At 57.5% G+C, this 17101-nt stretch carries 13 protein-coding genes and 1 tRNA gene; 7 read left to right on the forward strand and 7 right to left on the reverse strand.

All coding sequences use genetic code 11. From position 1 onward, the window contains the following. The first annotated feature begins 49 nt into the window (after nucleotides 1-49). The 3 genes from HKD21_RS02740 (at nucleotide 50) to HKD21_RS02750 (ending at nucleotide 5005) form a co-directional block, all read left to right on the forward strand. Nucleotides 50-583, forward strand: a complete 534-nt coding sequence (locus HKD21_RS02740) for a VOC family protein (RefSeq protein WP_194254033.1) — start codon at nucleotides 50-52, stop codon at nucleotides 581-583. 14 nt (nucleotides 584-597) lie between these two features. Continuing rightward, a complete protein-coding gene (locus HKD21_RS02745) occupies nucleotides 598-1113 on the forward strand; it encodes a cupin domain-containing protein (protein ID WP_194254034.1) in 516 nt (171 codons plus the stop codon). 703 nt (nucleotides 1114-1816) lie between these two features. Beyond that, complete coding sequence (locus HKD21_RS02750) at nucleotides 1817-5005, forward strand: TonB-dependent receptor domain-containing protein (protein WP_228120749.1); 3189 nt, start codon at nucleotides 1817-1819, stop codon at nucleotides 5003-5005. 129 nt (nucleotides 5006-5134) lie between these two features. On the opposite strand, the gene HKD21_RS02755 is transcribed toward HKD21_RS02750, so the two are convergent. After that, the gene (locus HKD21_RS02755) at nucleotides 5135-6103 is read right to left on the reverse strand and encodes a nucleoside hydrolase (RefSeq protein ID WP_194254036.1); all 969 of its coding nucleotides are present in this window, start codon (nucleotides 6101-6103) and stop codon (nucleotides 5135-5137) included. Next, nucleotides 6100-6351 (reverse strand): DUF3297 family protein, encoded by a 252-nt coding sequence (locus HKD21_RS02760; RefSeq protein WP_194254037.1) that lies wholly within the window; start codon nucleotides 6349-6351, stop codon nucleotides 6100-6102. The genes HKD21_RS02755 and HKD21_RS02760 overlap by 4 nt, the downstream gene beginning before the upstream one ends. 177 nt (nucleotides 6352-6528) lie before the next feature. Here HKD21_RS02760 and HKD21_RS02765 point away from each other — a divergent pair, with 177 nt between their 5' ends. The 3 genes from HKD21_RS02765 to HKD21_RS02775 all read left to right on the forward strand — a co-directional run bounded on the left by HKD21_RS02765 (nucleotide 6529) and on the right by HKD21_RS02775 (nucleotide 11986). Next, on the forward strand, nucleotides 6529-7725 hold the full coding sequence (locus HKD21_RS02765; RefSeq protein WP_194254038.1) for a lipase family protein: 1197 nt from the start codon (nucleotides 6529-6531) through the stop codon (nucleotides 7723-7725). A 71-nt stretch (nucleotides 7726-7796) separates the two neighbouring features. Then, complete coding sequence (locus HKD21_RS02770) at nucleotides 7797-8600, forward strand: SDR family NAD(P)-dependent oxidoreductase (protein WP_194254039.1); 804 nt, start codon at nucleotides 7797-7799, stop codon at nucleotides 8598-8600. An 80-nt stretch (nucleotides 8601-8680) separates the two neighbouring features. After that, nucleotides 8681-11986, forward strand: coding sequence for an efflux RND transporter permease subunit (locus HKD21_RS02775; protein WP_194254040.1), 3306 nt, complete (start codon nucleotides 8681-8683; stop codon nucleotides 11984-11986). A 93-nt stretch (nucleotides 11987-12079) separates the two neighbouring features. Here HKD21_RS02775 and HKD21_RS02780 read toward each other — a convergent pair whose 3' ends face one another. Further along, entirely contained in the window at nucleotides 12080-13192 is a 1113-nt protein-coding gene (locus HKD21_RS02780) for an FAD-dependent oxidoreductase (RefSeq protein WP_194254041.1), read from the reverse strand. A 56-nt stretch (nucleotides 13193-13248) separates the two neighbouring features. Between HKD21_RS02780 and HKD21_RS02785 the strand changes: the two genes are divergently transcribed. Beyond that, the gene (locus tag HKD21_RS02785) at nucleotides 13249-13698 is read left to right on the forward strand and encodes a MarR family winged helix-turn-helix transcriptional regulator (protein WP_194254042.1); all 450 of its coding nucleotides are present in this window, start codon (nucleotides 13249-13251) and stop codon (nucleotides 13696-13698) included. Nucleotides 13699-13707: 9 nt separating this feature from the next. Here HKD21_RS02785 and HKD21_RS02790 read toward each other — a convergent pair whose 3' ends face one another. The 4 genes from HKD21_RS02790 to HKD21_RS02805 form a co-directional block, all read right to left on the reverse strand. Then, on the reverse strand, nucleotides 13708-14961 hold the full coding sequence (locus HKD21_RS02790) for an arsenic transporter (protein WP_194254043.1): 1254 nt from the start codon (nucleotides 14959-14961) through the stop codon (nucleotides 13708-13710). Continuing rightward, on the reverse strand, nucleotides 14958-16217 hold the full coding sequence (locus HKD21_RS02795) for an MFS transporter (RefSeq protein ID WP_194254044.1): 1260 nt from the start codon (nucleotides 16215-16217) through the stop codon (nucleotides 14958-14960). Before HKD21_RS02795 ends, HKD21_RS02790 begins: the two co-directional genes overlap by 4 nt. A gap of 141 nt (nucleotides 16218-16358) precedes the next feature. Continuing rightward, on the reverse strand, nucleotides 16359-16916 hold the full coding sequence (locus HKD21_RS02800) for a GNAT family N-acetyltransferase (RefSeq protein ID WP_194254045.1): 558 nt from the start codon (nucleotides 16914-16916) through the stop codon (nucleotides 16359-16361). 74 nt (nucleotides 16917-16990) lie between these two features. Then, nucleotides 16991-17067 (reverse strand) — tRNA-Met (locus HKD21_RS02805). Nucleotides 17068-17101 lie beyond the last annotated feature (34 nt).

A 17101-nucleotide genomic window follows, 5' to 3' on the forward strand; every position in this document is an offset into this window, starting at 1 on the left:
CCGTGCGTTTCCTCGGGGGTTGAGATCTTCTGCAACGGAGGATCTCCCCTTGACCACAGAACAGTCAGGTCTGCCGCGTGGCATCGACCATGTCGGCGTCACCGTCCCGGACATCAACGCCGCCATCTGCTTTCTTGAAGCAGCGTTCGGCGCAGTTGCCCTCTACCGGAACGTTACCCGCACTGCACCGCAGAAAGGCCCGGAGACGGAAAAAATTCTCGGCCTTCCGGGCGGCACCGTCGTCATTGAAATGTGCATGATGGCACTCGGTCATGGACCCGGCATCGAGCTGTTCGAAATGAAAGGCCCCGACCAGCGCGAGGCCGCCCGTCCGTGCGACTGGGGGCTTCAGCATTTCGCGGTCTATGTCGATGACATTCACGCGGCCTGCCACCGTTTCCGGGAAGCGGGTGGCACACTTCTGACCGAACCGCAGGGCCAGCCCTCTCTCGAAGCCGCGCCGGGCAACATGTTCTGCTATGGCCGCACGCCTTGGGGCATGATCGTGGAACTGGTCTGTACGCCGCATCAGGAACGCTTCAACGATATCGCCCCTATGAACCGATATCAGCCACCTCCGTGAAAGGAGTCGAACGCATGATCCGCTTTCTCCCCCCGATCGCAGCACTCGTTGCAGCAACAGCTTTCGGTTCCGCGCACGCTGCCGATCCTGCGCCGCCAACGGCCTGGTACTGGCATAACTGGACGGACCATGACGGGATCAGTCACATGACCCACTGCCCATTCCATAATTACGATCTGAAAACCATGTCCAAACCTGCAGGGCCGCAATGGCAGGATCATGTGCATGAAGGCAATTCCCGGATCATTTCCACCGTGCAGCCCGCGCACTGGGACGGAAGCTGGCACCCCGATCCGAAGGTTCAGTGGATCATCCCGCTGAAAGGCTCCTGGTACGTTACGGCCATGGACGGAAAAAAGGTTGTCATGGGTCCGGGCGACATCTCTCTCGGCGAAGACCAGATGAGCCGCAAGGATACGAAAGGACATATCGGTCATTTCGCTGGCAACGTAGGAGACGGGCCAGTCACACTGATGGTCATCCAGACGGACGAACAGCCGACCACAGATCACCCCTGTCGTTTTCATTAAGGTTCAGGAATGGTCGCACATTCTATCGTCAGAACACGCGATCACTCCCCAAAAGAGAGCAAACGCAAAAAACACTAATAACTTTTATATTTAGTTGTTAGTAACTCAAAAGCTGCGTCCGAATCGTTTTCCCTTTGTTTTTCATGGGGTGGCGACCAATGACAATTTCCAATATAAACTATTTTAAATCGCTACTAAGTTTCGGTTATGATTTTGCACAACATGATTCATGACAATGAGAAATCAAAAAATAATTTCGTAGATACATAGAGGTTATTTTATAATATCAAAATACAAAATACATATTGATGAAATATTTTTAATTTAAGTGGTATTGAGATTTTTGCCACACAAATAGAGAAATATCATTGTGTTTTTTTATTTATTTAATTCAAATCAGATTTTATGCCTGTTTTTATATTTATATTTACTTTATTCTTTCTGAATTTCTTTGAAATAAAACCACCAAATACGAGAATGTGACATAAGCGCAACGCCTTTCATGACATGTGACAGACATGTTGCATTTTCGTAGCAGGAGCATTGCACACCGTTTCGATTTCCGATGAACATGTCGCCAGAGATACAAAAATTTTCTTGCGACCTTATTCGAGAAGGGACAGCGGCCGCGATGAACACCTCTGTGCAACACTCACTCAAAAGACGCACTCCTGCGCCCCGGACAGTTGTCCGGATGTTCCTGATGGCTGGCATTTCATACAGCGTTCTGCCCAGCGTCAGCGCTCATGCACAGACCAGCGCGACAGCTCCCACCAAGCATGCTGCCGTTCATAAAAATGCTGCCAAGAAAAAGGCACACACAACGAACGCTCCGACAGCGGCAGCTCCGGCTGTCGCTCCCGTCAAAACGACGGCTGCGGCAACCCACACCAACAGCAAGGCCGTGCAGGAAGCCGAAGCCTCTGCTGAAGCTGAAAGCCTGAAGGTCGCTGAAACAGTAACGGTTACCGGTACGCGTCTATCCCAAACGCGCCTGACAAATGTCATGGCCGGATCATCGCTGTCTGCAGACCAGATCAAGAAGCGCGGCTATACCGATATCGGCATCGCTCTGATGCGTGAAAACCCTGCTTTTGGCGTCGGCGATAATACGCCGATCGGTAGCCAGGGCAGCTTCGGCGCCGGTCAGTCCTTCACGTCCCTGTTCAACCTCGGCAGCCAGCGGACCCTGACTCTGATCGACGGCATGCGCATGGTGGGTGGCTCAACCGCCTCTCTGTACGGTGCCGGTTCGGGCTCACAGGTCGATATCAGCGCCATTCCGACGTCACTGCTGAAGGGCGTAGATACCAAATTCGGCGGTGCGGGCGCGGCTTATGGTGCAGACGCCGTTGCAGGTGTGGTTAACTACCAGCTTGACGATCACTTCACCGGCGTGGACTTCAACGCACAAGGCAACTGGAGCCAGAAGCTCGATGCCCCCGGCGAGAAGATCACTTTCAAGGCTGGCCATGATTTCGATCACGGCAAGGGCGGCATAGTCTTCGATGTGGAATACCGCAATCAGGGCGGCATGCTTGACAATGATCGCATCAATCTGACTGGAAGGAACGCGACAACCTACGTTCGCGCACCTTACAGCAGCACGAATTCGCCTTATATTTATAACTTCGACCGAGGTGCGCGTAATATCATTGCTACGGTCACTGGCGTTCCAGAACTGACCGGCGGGAAGGTTCCCATTTCCTACGGCAAGGTTGTGGACGGCATTGCCGCTCCCGGTGGCCAGCCGCTGATGTTCAGCAACAACGGGCAGTCGCTCGTTCCCATAAACTGGAACTATGCCACCAAAAGCGCCACGACCGTTGTCGGTGGCAATGCGACCGCACTTCAGGATTACGGACAGCTTTACACCCCGACCAACAAGCTCAACCTGACGCTGCTTGGCCATTACGATATCACCGACCACATCCATGCGACGTGGCAGGGATGGTATGCCCGTGGCACAGCGTCCAGTGAAGTCGGACAGGGTACGTGGAGCACTCCGCAGTTCAATGAACCGCTGACGATGGAAAACTATCATAACGATGGCGCAGTCAACGGCGCCTATCAGCTCAGCACGAACAACCCGTATCTTTCATCGGCCGCACGTTCGACGATCATGAATGCGCTTGCTGCCAAGGGCCTGCCGACCGACACGTTCTACATGTCGCGTCTGAACCAGGATCTCGACGGCGGGATGTTCCAAACGACAATGCAGATGTTCCGCTTCCAGGGTGGTCTGAACGGTGATTTTGATGCCGTGGGCCGTCACTTCGACTGGAAAGTCCGGGGCGAATACAGCCGCTACATGAACGACACGTGGCAGCCGTCCATCGTTGCGCAGAACCTTATCAATTCGCTCAACTCCACAACCGATGCCAGCGGCAACATCGTCTGCTCGCCCGGCTACACCAGCGCGCCTATCAAGACCCGCAGCTCCAACTGCGCGGCGTTCAATCCGTTCGGCACCGGTCAGGCCACGCCTGCAGCTGTGAACTACATCACAGCGGACGCGCATCAGAAGAATACCAACGCACAGCGTGACCTTCAGGCCGAAATCTCCAGCACGGTCATGCGTCTTCCCGCAGGCGACGTGAAGTGGGACATCGGTTACGAGCATCGCCGCGAAGGCTATCGCTTCAACCCGGGCGCGTTCTCCCGCGGCTGGGAGCAGAGCGATGGGTCGTATCTGCAGTACGGCAATTCGACCGCGCTTCCGCCCACAGGTGGCGCGTACCACACGCATGAAGTCTTCGGCGAACTTGACGTTCCGCTGGTATCGCCCAGCATGCACGTTCCGGGTGTCTACAGCCTGTCCGGCACCGCGAACGGCCGTTACATCAACAACAGCATGACCGGCGGCTACTGGACTTACATGTTCGGTGGTGCCTGGTGGCCCACACAGGATTTCGGCCTGAGCGGCAACTATGCGCGTTCGATTCGTAATCCGTCCGTCACCGAACTGTTCGCGCCCCAGAGTACGGATTATGAACTAGGCATCGATCCCTGCTCGACAGCGGGCATTGGTGCGGGTCCCAACCCGGCACTGCGTGCAGCAAACTGCGCCAAAGCAGGCATCACGCAGCCGTTCGAATCCAACTTCAACAATTTTACGATTGAAGGTCAGTCTGGCGGTAACAACAAGCTGAAGAACGAAGTCTCGACCAGCTATACCGGCACACTGGAACTGCGCCCGCACTTCATCCGCGGTCTCGACTTCCGTGGCTCGTTCATTGATATCAAAATCAATAACGCCATCACGTCTCTCAGCCCGGAAAACCTGATGGATGCATGCTATGATTCAGCGTCCTACGGTCCCAGCAACGCCTATTGCAACTCCTTCCAGCGTGGAGCGGACGGGCAGCTTCAGTCGTTCACGGCCGGTTACTACAATATCGCCAACTATGAGACCCAGGCGCTGCAGGCCAACCTCACCTATGATACGCCACTGTCGCGCTTCGGCCTGTCCCAGTCCGCAGGTTCTGTCGGTCTGAGCGGTATTTATGTGCACTACCTGAAGAGCCAGCAGACCTACCTGGGCAGCACCTATCTGCTGAGCGGTACGACGAGCGCGCCCAACGACAACTTCACGTTGAACGCGAACTACATGCGGGGTCCGTTCAGCCTTCAGTGGCAGGCACTTTGGTATGGCCCGTCCAATTACGCAGTTCAGGTTCCTGACAACTACTATGCTGCCAACAAGCGTCCTTCCTGGGCGTACTTCAACCTGACACTCGGCTATGACATCACCAAGAACTTCAGCGCCAACTTCATGGTGAACAACATCACCAACGCGCTGCCGAAATATCCCGGTACGGTCAGCCTGAATCGCTACTACGATGCGATCATCGGTCGTTCGTTCCAGATGAACCTCGGCGTTCATTTCTAATCGTCTGATCAGACGGAACACTGAAAAAAGGGGGGCTTCGGCCCCCCTTTTTGTTTCTGAGCAGTATTTAAGACAACGCCGATAAGAATCCAGTCCGGCGCTAGAGATGTGTCATGGACAGCGAAGCACCTAGCCCAGAAGGGCAAGTCTTTCCGTCAGCAAAGAATAAAAAGCGTCTGCATCAACATCATTGATCCATAACGCGTTCGGAACGCGATTGGTGACGTTCCACAGATCCACAACACTCTGACCCACGCACAGAGGCGCGTCGACCTCGATCTCCACATTGCAACGCAGCCCCGAGAAAAGCTGCGGCCACAGCAGGAAGCCGATGGTGAGTGGGTCATGCAGCGCACCGCCCTCCCAGCCATATTTCTGTTTTTCAAAGCGGTCTTCCGCCCCCAGCATCCGTACCACCATCTCCGTCACGGGCGAGCCAACAGCCGCAATCGGCTTCAGACGGGCTGGCGTGGCGATGGCGCGATGCGTCACATCCAGCGGCAGGAGTGTAATGGGGATGCCGGCGCGCATGACAATGCGGGCAGCGTGAGGGTCCACGAAGAAATTGAATTCGGCAGTCGGCGTGATGTTACCGCCCTCGCGCTGGGCACCGCCCATGGCCACGATCCCCGCGATCCGCGAGGCAATATCCGGCGCATGGGTCAGGGCCAGAGCCAGATTCGTCATCGGGCCGAGGCAGACAAGCGTGATCGTGCCCTCAGGCTCACGGCGCAGCAGGTCCACGAGATGCGTTGCAGCATCAATCGCCTGTGGACGCAGCGTCGGTTCCGGCAGATTGGCACCCGCCATGCCCGTTTCGCCATGCACATGCTCGGCACTGATGGGCGCGCGATGCAGCGGACGGGCCGCGCCCGCGAACACCGGGATATCGGTCCGGCCTGTCAGTTCAAGCAGGGCGCAGGCATTTTTCGTCGTCAAGGCGACGGGAACATTGCCGGCGACGGTCATGATGGCCTCGACCGCCAGTTCCGGCGAGGCCAGCGCCAACAGGATGGCCACGGCATCGTCCTGACCCGGATCGGTATCGATGACGATGCGGCGGGGTGCGGTCCCGGTGGAGCTGGCCTGTGTCATCATGCGTCTTCTTCGGAATCCTTGATCCAGACCTCAACCGGTCCCGTGACCTTGATCGTCATCGGACGGCCACGACGGTCCGTGGACTTGCCGACGGCCAGACGAACCCAACCTTCGCTGATGCAGTATTCCTCAACAGTGGTGCGTTCTTCGCCCTTGAAGCGGACGCCGATGCCGCGCGACAGCAGCTCTTCGTTATAATACGGGCTGTCCGGGCTGGCGGAGAGACGATCGGGAATGGTGTCGGTCATGGCTATCCTCATTGTATCAGATCCGATCAGGTCGGACCGGCGCGTCAGAGGTCTTCTCTGTAGCGCCGGATGGTCGGCTCTCCAAGTCCGACACCCAACACAACGCCGGATATGGCCGCTCCCACAGGACGCAGAGCACTGCTATGAGAGACGCTCCTTGTCGGAGACAGACCGCCCATGCCGTATCGCTCTTTTCGCCATAAACCGCTGACCGCCCTGACATCGCTCGTCATGCTTCTGACAGCCGGAGCCGCCCTGTCCGGCTGCGCCTCGGATGACGATGGCGACAACTGGTCCGTCAGCGCACCCGTCTCGGCGGGGCAGGCGATCCGGCTGGATTCCGTACCGTCTCATGAGCCGGCTTCCGTCTATCGCCTGACCTATCGCAGCACGGATGCACGCGACCCGCATCAGCTCGTCCGTGTGTCGGCGCAGGTTCTGGTCCCGCGCGGTCCGGCTCCGGCGGGGGGCTGGCCTGTTCTGGCCTGGGCGCATGGAGAGAGCGGCCTGCACCTGACCTGCGCGCCGTCCGTGATGGGAATCGGCACCGTTCAGGCCCGTTTCTATGACGGATGGCTGCGTCAGGGCTTTGCGATCGTCGCGACCGACTATCCCGGCATGGGCGAGCCGGGCGCACCGCTTCTGCTGAATGCGCGTTCGGAAGGCATGAGCGTGCTGGATTCCGTACGCGCGGCCCGCGAACGCCTCCCGGACCTGTCGGACAATGTGGTGCTGAACGGCCATGCACAGGGTGGACAAGCGGCTCTGGCGGCTGCGGCCATGGCTTCGACCTATGCGCCGCATCTGCATATTCTGGGCACGATCGCCGCCGCCCCGCCCTATCTGGACGAACAGGCAGCGCAGGAGCTTCTGCATCCCGCCAATCCGCACAGCTTCTCCCCCGCCGTGCCGGAACTCCTGACACTCGGACAGTCGCTGGTCGAGGCTGATCCGTCCACCGACATCAACGAGGCCTTCACGCCCCGGGGGCAGCGCCTTTTGCATGATGCGGGCTCCATGTGCGCTTCGGATTTCTTCCCGATCGCCAAACGCTCCGGCCTGACGCCAGCAACCCTGCTCGAACCCGAAGCGGGCCGCGTGCTGGCCCCGGCATTTGACTGGGCGAAATATCCGGGCTTTTCCCTCCCGTCGCCTGTTCTGATCGAATCCGGCGCGCAGGATCTGCACACCTCCACCAGCCAGCAGAAACGCCTTGTCGCGCGCCTCTGTGCCGCCGGGACGCCCGTAACACACCGGATTCATGACGCCAGCCATAACGGCACACTCGCCGCCATGGTCACGGAAGCCCACAGCTTCGCCGGGCAGCTTCTTGCGGGCACCAAACCCCGTTCGGACTGTAACTCCGCGAACTAACCTGACAGAGAAGAGATGTTTTCGCTCCTTCGGGGGTCGCTTCGCGGAAACACTCTGTTAAAATCGGCCCTATGAATATCCTGATTACAGGGGCTGCATCCGGGATCGGACGCGGTCTTGCCCTGAAACTGGCCCGTCCGGGCGTTTCCCTGCATCTGTGCGATCACGCTAAAGACGGCCTGATGGAAACGGCCCGGCGCTGCAATGAGCAGGGCGCAACATCGGCGCCGGTCGTACTAGACACGCGCGATCGACAGGGCATGGCGGAGTGGATCGCCGCTGCGTCGCAAAAGCGACTCGACATGGCGTTTCTCTGTGCGGGCATTACTGGCGGACTGCCTCATACGGCCAGCGACGGTCTGCTTCTGGAACGTGAAGAACGCGTCCGCAACATGCTGGACATTAACCTGACGGGAACGCTGAACACGTTCTTTCCGGTTGTCGCAGCCATGCGCGGGCAGGAGCGAAACGGCGAAAACCTGCGCGGGCGTATCTGCGTGATGGCGTCCGTCGCGGGGTTCGTCTGCTACCCCGGCACACCGTCCTATTCCGCATCCAAGGCCGCTCTGGACCGTTTCATCGTGGCCAATGCGGCGCGGCTGGGCGGTTTCGGCATCAGCCTGACCAGCGTTTGTTGTGGGTTTGTCGATACGGCCATGGTGAAGGGAAATCGCTTCCCGATGCCGGGTCTGGTGTCCACGGAAGAGGCCGTGCGCCGAATCCTGCGCGGAACGCTGCGCCAGACGCGCCGGGTAATCTTTCCGGCATGGCTAGTCATGGGGTCCCGCCTGATGGATCTGCTGCCGCCCCGTCTGGCGGAACGCTATTATGTCACCCAGCCTTCCGCACAGCCGGCAGGCATGCCGGACTTCTGACGGCCCGCACACTGCAGAACTGACATTTTGTGTCCTATCAGTAATGACCTGAAATGCGGTTTTGTGGATAAACTGACCGCATGAATTTCTGCCGCCTGTTCATAGACCGCCCGGTCGCGACGACACTGATGTCCATTGCCATCTTCATGGCGGGACTGATCTGCTATCCGCTCCTGCCCGTCGCCACGATGCCGGACATGACCACGACATCCATCATGGTCGTGGCAACCCAGCCGGGCGCTGACCCGCAGCAGATGGCAACCTCCGTCACAACGCCTCTGGAACGCAGGCTCGGCTCCATCGCGGATCTGGAAAGCATCGAATCCGACACCAGTGCCGGACAGGCCCAGATTTTTCTGGAGTTCTCGTCGTCGCGGAACATCGACGGCGCCCTGCGTGACACACAGGCAGCCCTTCGCGCCGCGCGCGCCGACCTGCCGACGGGGACCATGGACGCGGACCCGCAGGCCTTCAAAATGGATGGCGGCGGCTTCCCGGTCTATCTGATGAGTCTGACCGGTGACCAGAAAACACAGGCCGAACTCTACGATATCGCCAATATCCGCATCAAACCGCTGCTGGCCGAGGTCAAGGGCGTGGGACGTGTGGAAGTCGTGGGATCGACAAATCCCGCCGTACGCATCGAACTCAACCCCAACCCGCTCTATAAATGGGGCATCGGGCTGGAAGACATCCGTACGGCACTCGCCTCGGCCAATGCCTTCACCCCCAAGGGATTCATCGACAGCCACGGCCAGCGGATGATGCTGTCCACCAACGATCAGGCCATCAATGCGGCCCAGTACCGGGACCTGATCATCGCATACCGCAACGACTTCTATCCCGTCCGGCTGAGCGACATCGCCACCGTCACCGACAGCGTTCAGGACGTCTATCAGACCAGCTACATCAACGGACACCGTGCCGTCACGCTCGTCGTCACCGCCCAGCCACATGCCAATACCGTGGCCATCGTGGACGGCATCAACGCCAATCTGACGCATCTGCGCGACGCCTTGCCTGGGGACGTTAATCTGGTCGTGGGCCTCGACACGTCCCGCTCCATCCGCGCGTCACTGGCGGATGCGCGACTGACGCTGATCCTGTCCGTCGTGCTGGTCGTGCTTGTGATTCTGCTGTTCTTCCGCAGATTCGTCACGACGCTCATTCCCGCCGTAACGGTCCCCATCGCGCTCTCCGGCACGCTGGCGGCAATGGCGGCGTTCAACTTCACGCTCGATGTTCTGTCGCTCATGTCCCTGACCATCGCGGTCGGTTTCGTGGTCGATGACGCCATTGTCGTGCTGGAAAACATTGCCCGGCACATGGAGGAAGGAAAAGACCGTTACACGGCCAGTCTGGTCGGCTCTTCGGAGATCGGCTTTACGGTTCTGTCCATCAGCGCTTCTCTGGTCGCCGTCTTCATCCCGCTGCTGTTTTTGCCGGGCGGAGCGGGTTCGATCATGTTCGAGTTCTGCATGACGATGATTTCCGCCATCGTCATCTCCATGTGGCTCTCCCTCACGCTGACGCCGATGATGTGCGCGCGGATGCTGGAAATCGACCATGGCGACCAGCCCCGCAAAGGCTTAATCGGCTCTATCGCTTTCATTACGGAAACCTCGCTGGACTGGACACTGAAGCAGTATGGCCGCTCCATGCACTGGTGTCTGCGTCATCCAATTCTGATGGGTATGACCCTCCCGCTGAGCTTCGTGGTGCTGATCGGTTCCGTCATGCTGATGCCCAAGGAATTCATCCCGTCACAGGACATGTCGCTGCTGGCGGGGCGCATCAAGGGCGACCCCACAATGTCCTTTCAGGAAATCGATCGACGCCTGAGGGAAATCGGTGCCATCGTCCAGACGGACCCCGATGTCACGTCCACCACCATTTTCAGCGACGATAAAAACAGCGGCGAGCTTTATATCCATCTGAAGGAAAAGGACGAGCGCGCCTCCGCCGAAACCATTCTGGACCGCATCCGCAAACGCGTGCCCAATGAGCCCGGAGCGGACGTGTCGTTCTGGAGTGTGGGCGGCAGCAGTCAGGGCGGCAGCAGTTCCAAAAATACAGGCAGCTATCGTTACGTCCTGCGTGGAGACAACGTCTCGGACCTGTTCGGCTATATCCCGATCCTGCTGAACGCCCTGCGTGCCTCGGGAAAGCTGGTCAACATTTCATCCACGACCGAGGGGCAGTCCGCCGCCGCCTACATCACCGTCCAGCGCGATACGGAAGCGCGCTATGGCGTTACGCCGCAGTTGATCCAGAACGTCCTGTACGATTCCTACGGTCAGGCCATCGTCTCCACGATCCACCTACCCACGACCGAACACCGCGTGGTCATGGTACTGGCGCCGAAATACCGGATGGACCCCGAGACACTCCGTCAGGTCTGGATTTCCACCTCCGCCGGTACGGCTGCCGGTGGCGTGGCCTCCAACCTGATCCGCGCCCGCAGTGACTCCAGCACCTCCGCCAGCAGTTTCACATCTCTCGCAACGGCCTCAATCCAGAACTCGCTGGCCAACCAGCTTTCCGGCAACACGTCCAGCGGTTCCGCCGTCTCATCCTCGATCGAAACCATGATCCCGCTGATGAATGTCGCGTCCATCCTGTGGAAACCGCAACCCCTCGATATCACCCATCGCGGCAACTACTATTCGGCCAACATCTCGTTCGATCTGGCAACGGGTGTGAGCTACAATGATGCGGTCGCGCTGATCAAACAGACCATGCAGAACACGCACGCCCCCGATGGCGTGCTGGGTGACTTCACCGGAACAGCTGGCGATACGCGCAAGCTCATGGTCAACGGCGCGCTGGCGTTCCTCGCTGCCATTGCCGTGATGTATATCGTTCTGGGCATTCTGTATGAGAGCCTGATCCATCCCATCACAATCCTCTCGACCCTGCCCTCCGCCGGGATCGGCGCGGTTCTGGGGCTGTGGATTGCGGGAGAATCGTTCAGCATCATCGCCATGATCGGCATCATCCTGCTGACGGGCATCGTCAAGAAAAACGCCATTCTCGTCATCGACTTCGCCATCCATGCCGAGCGCGTCGAAAAGCTTTCTCCGAAGGATGCCATCTTCAAGGCGTCCATCACCCGTTTCCGCCCCATCCTGATGACATCCCTCGCCGCCGCACTCGGTGCGGTCCCACTCATCATCAGCAATGGTTATGGTGCGGAAATGCGCCGCCCGCTGGGTGTCTCCATCCTCGGTGGCATGGTCGTCAGCCAGCTTTTGACGCTTTACACCACACCAATCGTCTATCTGTGGATGGATGCCATCGGCGCAAAAACGAAGCGTCTGTGCCACTGGCTGCTCGGCCTGCTTCGCAGACACAACGCCTCCACCCCTTCCGCCAGACGGACCTAGAGGGATGGAGGAGACGTTGAAAATAACAAATATCGGTCCACATCAACGTCCGTGCGGCATGATCCAACGCAGAATGCGATGTCAGGCAGCTTTTCAATCATGGATGCGAGCACGATAGTGCTCAAGAACATGCTCCACGCCTGCAGATGAAAAAACGCTTTTCAAGCCCTGCGCGGCGCCTTCGGCTGCTACGGTCGCACGTGCGCACATGGAGCGCTCATACCGGCTCACCGAGGACCAGTCTCCGGTCGAAGTCAGAGCTTCCGCAAGCTCTACGGCGTCAGCCAGCGCAAGATTAACTCCTTCGCCCGAGAACGGAGACATAAGATGCGCCGCGTCCCCCAGAAGTGTCAGGCCGTTTTGACTTTTCCAGGAATGTCCCACGGGCAAGGCGTAAAGCGGCCTTACACCGATGAATTCTCCCGTTTCAATCACGTCCCGTAATTCCGGCGCCCACTCGGCAAAAACATTCTGCAGTGCCTGTCGCACGCTTTCGCCGGACCAGCTTGCCCATTCTTTGGCCGAACTCTCCGCCAGCCTGACGCCAGCATACCCGCGAATATGACCATCACCGTTTCTTTGGGTAATCAATGCACGGTTGTCGCCTACCGCGAGCATCTTGCCGTTACCGGTCAGTCTACTGACGCGAGGATGACGGGTCGTATCGAACCCCAGTTCCACCAGCGTAACACCTTCATAAAGCGGCACGGCATCGCTCAGCAGGGGGCGAACACAGGACCACGCACCATCCGCACCTATGACAACATCAAACTGTTCGGACCACCCATCGCCCCCCACCACGAAACCGTCCTTTTCGGGAGCAATTCGGGTAATCCGGTGCCCCCAGCGTACAGTTCCGGGCACGAGAGAGTTCAGCAAAATTCGGCGCAGCACGGATCGATCGATTTCAGGGCGGTCGTCCGTAGGCTCGTTGCGATCAAACAGGAGCTCACCCTCGGCATTATAAAGGCGATCTCCCTGATCTTCCGGACGGGCTGCCGCAAGAAATGCTTCCCGCAGACCGGCCTGCTCCATCGCATACTGACCAGTCTCCCCATGCATATCGAGGGACCCTCCCTGAGGGCGCTCCTCTGCATGCCGGTCCCGCTCCAGCACCACAGGGTATTTTCCCTGACGTTGAAGGAGACGGGCCAGCATCAAACCGCCCGGGCCACCCCCTACGATCGCAATTCGCTGCGTTGCCATATCTCTGCACTCCTATTATATAGGAACCTATATAATTAAACATAGGACCCTATTCAATGGAGAATTCTGACGACTGGGACCCTCTTCGTCACCCCGGTCATTATTTCAGCCGGATCGCCCGTGGACTAACCCGCGCTGGCGACGCACGATTACGGGATCTGGGATTTGCGACAGCGCAACTCCCGGTTCTGACAGCTCTCAAGGACGGGGCAGAGTTATCGCAAAAAGAACTGGCAAAGTGGGCCAAGGTCGAGCAACCGACCATGGCCCAGATGCTGTCCCGTATGGAGCGGGATGGACTTGTACAACGTGCGCCAGACCCCGAGGACAAACGCTCAAGCCTGATTTCATTAACAGACGCGACGCTGGAAAAACTTCCGGCAGGACGCGCCATCCTCCGTCAGGGCAATTCTGACATGACGAAGGGTCTGACCGAAGATGAAATAGAGACGCTCGTTTCGCTCCTCAGGCGCGTGCTTGAAAATGTTGATTCCATGGAACCGTGAGTAAAAATCTCACCCCATCAGCAATCGCGCACCCAGAGCCGTAAACAACGCCACAGGCATTGCGACGGCACCTACCTTGAGAAACTGCAAAAACCCAACCTCCTCCCCACCCCGGCGAATCACCTGAAGCCACAGGATCGTGGCCAGCGATCCCGTGACCGAGAGGTTGGGGCCGAGATCCACGCCGATCAGAAGATTATCGATAACCAGACGTGGCGGATGCGCCTGCGCTACAGCTTCGCTCGCAATCAACCCGGCTGGCAGATTGTTCATAAGGTTTGAGACAAAAGCCAGCAGAGCGCCGGAACCGAAAGCCGCTCCTGTGGGATCAGACTGGACTGCACTCCGAAGTAACAGTGCGATTTCTCCAATCAGTCCGGTGCTGTCGATGGCTTCCACCAGAACGAATAACCCCGCCACGAGCGGCAGAACCCCCCATGAAATCTCTCGCACCAATGTGAGCGGGGAACGTCGTGCCAGTGCAGACACTCCCAGAGCTGTTGCGATACCGGCCAACGCTGTGGGCGGACCCAGAGGACAATCAAAAGCGGAAATTGTCACAAGCAGAATTGCCGTCAGCACGATTCCAGCGAGAGCCGCTCTGCCGCCCACAGTCAGGCTCATTGGCTCCACCTGAGATGCACACTCCTGCCTGAGATGTTTGCGCTCCATCAGGCGAAGAACCAGATAGGTCGTCACGATTGCCATCAACGACGGCAGTGCGAAAGATGCCATCCATGATCCCAGAGCCGGAAGAGCCCCAGCGTAAAGCACCAGATTGGCGGGATTGGAAACCGGCAGAACAAAACTGGCAGCATTGGCGATAAGCGCACAGGCGAACAGCAAAGGAAGAGGATCTGCTTTTGCTTTTGTCGCCACGGCAAGCACCGCAGGTGTCAGCACCACAGCTGTCGCATCATTGGACATGAATGTCGTCACCACGACACCTGCCAGATAAACCAGCGTGAACAGTCTGGGCGTTGAACCTGCGGCATGGTTGACTGCCCATGTCGCAATCCAGTCGAACAGACCGTTCGCCCGCGCTGTCTCACTAAGAAGCATCATACCCGTCAGGAAGAGATAGACATCTCCTCCTTTCAGGATGCCTGTGCCCGCCATGGAAACAGGGATTAGACCTGTCACGACGAGAAGCACTGCTCCTATTACAGCCCATACCCACTCGGCAATCCGAAATGGCTGGATCATGACCCCGGCAGTTGTCAGCGCTGCGATCGCCCAGATCGCCTCATGATGGAACATCATGCTGGTATACGCTCAGCAGAACGCATGACTGACACCGAGCAGACCCACAGTCCCAGCGACAGGATTGCAAAACAGCCCAGAGTGTAAAATGCCGTCGAGTAGCCCAAGTCTTCGGCAAGCCAGCCTCCCAACGCCGGCGAAAGACTTGCTCCGATGCCTTGTGCAGTCATGACGACGCCCTGCCCCACATTGACCCGTCCTGTGCCATTAAGGAGCTTCGCTACCAATCCCGGGACGGCAACACTCTGAAGCCCAGCACCTATACCGTCCAGAAACTGCACGGGCCACACGCCCCAATGCTGGATGAACGTCCCCGCGATCACGCCGCGGAGCGGCAAGGCGGCAAATGAAATCAGCAACACGATCCAGTATCCACGGCTTGCCACAAAACGCATGGCCAGAAGACTGACGCCGATCATCACAGCCTGGGCCACCACCACAGTCATCGCCGTGAACATCGCGGGATTACCCTTCCCCGCACTGACGACGGCCATACCGTAAAGCGGCAACATCGCAGCGTTGCCGAGATGAAAGAAACACAGACAGGTCGCGAGGATCAGGAGCGGTTTGTGCCGAAGAAACGCTCCTATGCCTTCCGCTTTCCCGGTATCATGACTGTCACCATCCTCCAGCCCTCGCGCTGCCTGATGGTCGATAGATTTCTCAGGAATCAGGAGCACGGCAGCGATAGCCAGCAGACCAAATGTGACTTCAAGAAAGAAAATTGCGGACAAACCAAACGTCCAACCGAGCCAGCCAGACAATCCGGCTCCCACCATATTGCCCGCGTGGTTCCAGGCCTGATTCCGGCCAATCTGCGCGTTGAAACCTTTCTGACGAACAATCCCGAGCGTCATGCCAGCCATTAGAGGGCCAATCCCTGCCCCAGCCAACGCCGTGGCAAGCTGACTAATAGTCACAACAAGTGTTGATTGTGAACTCAGTAACAGAAGCGAAGCAGAAATAGTGCAGAGTGCCGCGGCAATGACAAACAGGCGTTTTTTAGTCGTCTGATCAATCAGTGCACCAGCAGGAATAGTGGCCATCATGCCCGCGATACCACCAGCCGTCATGACAGTACCGATCGGCCCCGTCTGCCAGCCATGACGCTGGAGAAACACGCCCAGAAAAGGACCAATACCCGCCTGCACGTCAGCCATAAAAAAATTCAAGGCGCATAATGAAACCAAAGCGCGATTTGACAGGATGCTTTGCGGCTTCCCTGCCTTCAGACCAGCCACAAAAGCGTGCGTCATAAAGCTACTTTCTCCAGATCGGAGAGCCTAACTACAGAACGAACAATAAGTTACATAGAGATTTATAAAAAATAAGAATCAGAGAATTTATAGCTGATATGCTTGCTGTTCCAAAATTACACTATACAGATATAACATACGTTATTCTGTTTTTAATACAGACCCTGCTTGAAAAGTACTCCATTCACGTCGCAAAAGCGCATACTGCATGGTATTTTCATAAACCGGCTGGCCGTACTCGTTCTTCATGAAAGAGACAAACTCCACGAATGTCCCTTCCAAACGCATGCCTAGCTTTTGACAGAGGCGCTGCGACGGCTGATTGGTGTCTTCGACATAAGCATAGAGACGACGTGCATGTCGTTCATCAAACAGGTAAGTGAACAAAGCGTGCGCAGCTTCGAATGCATATCCCTGACCAGCAAAGTTGGGGTTGAAATTCCACCCTACCGAAAGGGCGTCTTCTTCTGGCATAGCAAATAGGTCGCCTATCAGCTCGTCATTCGCTTTGAGGCAAACCGCTATGTAATTATTGTCTGTGCTACGCTTCTTTGCTTCAGCTGAAGCGGCGACTTCATCAGAAAGCCTGAGCGAAAAAAAACAGCTGGATCGTGGATTATGCAGATAGGAATATAAGGCCGGACCATCCGTTTCGCGAAAATTGCGGAGAATAAGTCGTTCTGTTCTTATATTCAGCATTTACGCTTTATACACATCTTGTGCACAAAAAAGAAACACTCCCGGAGCTGTGCTCACGGGAGTGTCGGTATTCATGGTTGCGGGGGTAGGATTTGAACCTACGGCCTTCAGGTTATGAGCCTGACGAGCTACCGGGCTGCTCCACCCCGCGGTGGTGTGAATGATGTTGGTTTTTTGGGTTATGT

This window comes from Gluconobacter cerevisiae (assembly GCF_015244675.1).
GTDB classification, from domain to species: domain Bacteria; phylum Pseudomonadota; class Alphaproteobacteria; order Acetobacterales; family Acetobacteraceae; genus Gluconobacter; species Gluconobacter cerevisiae.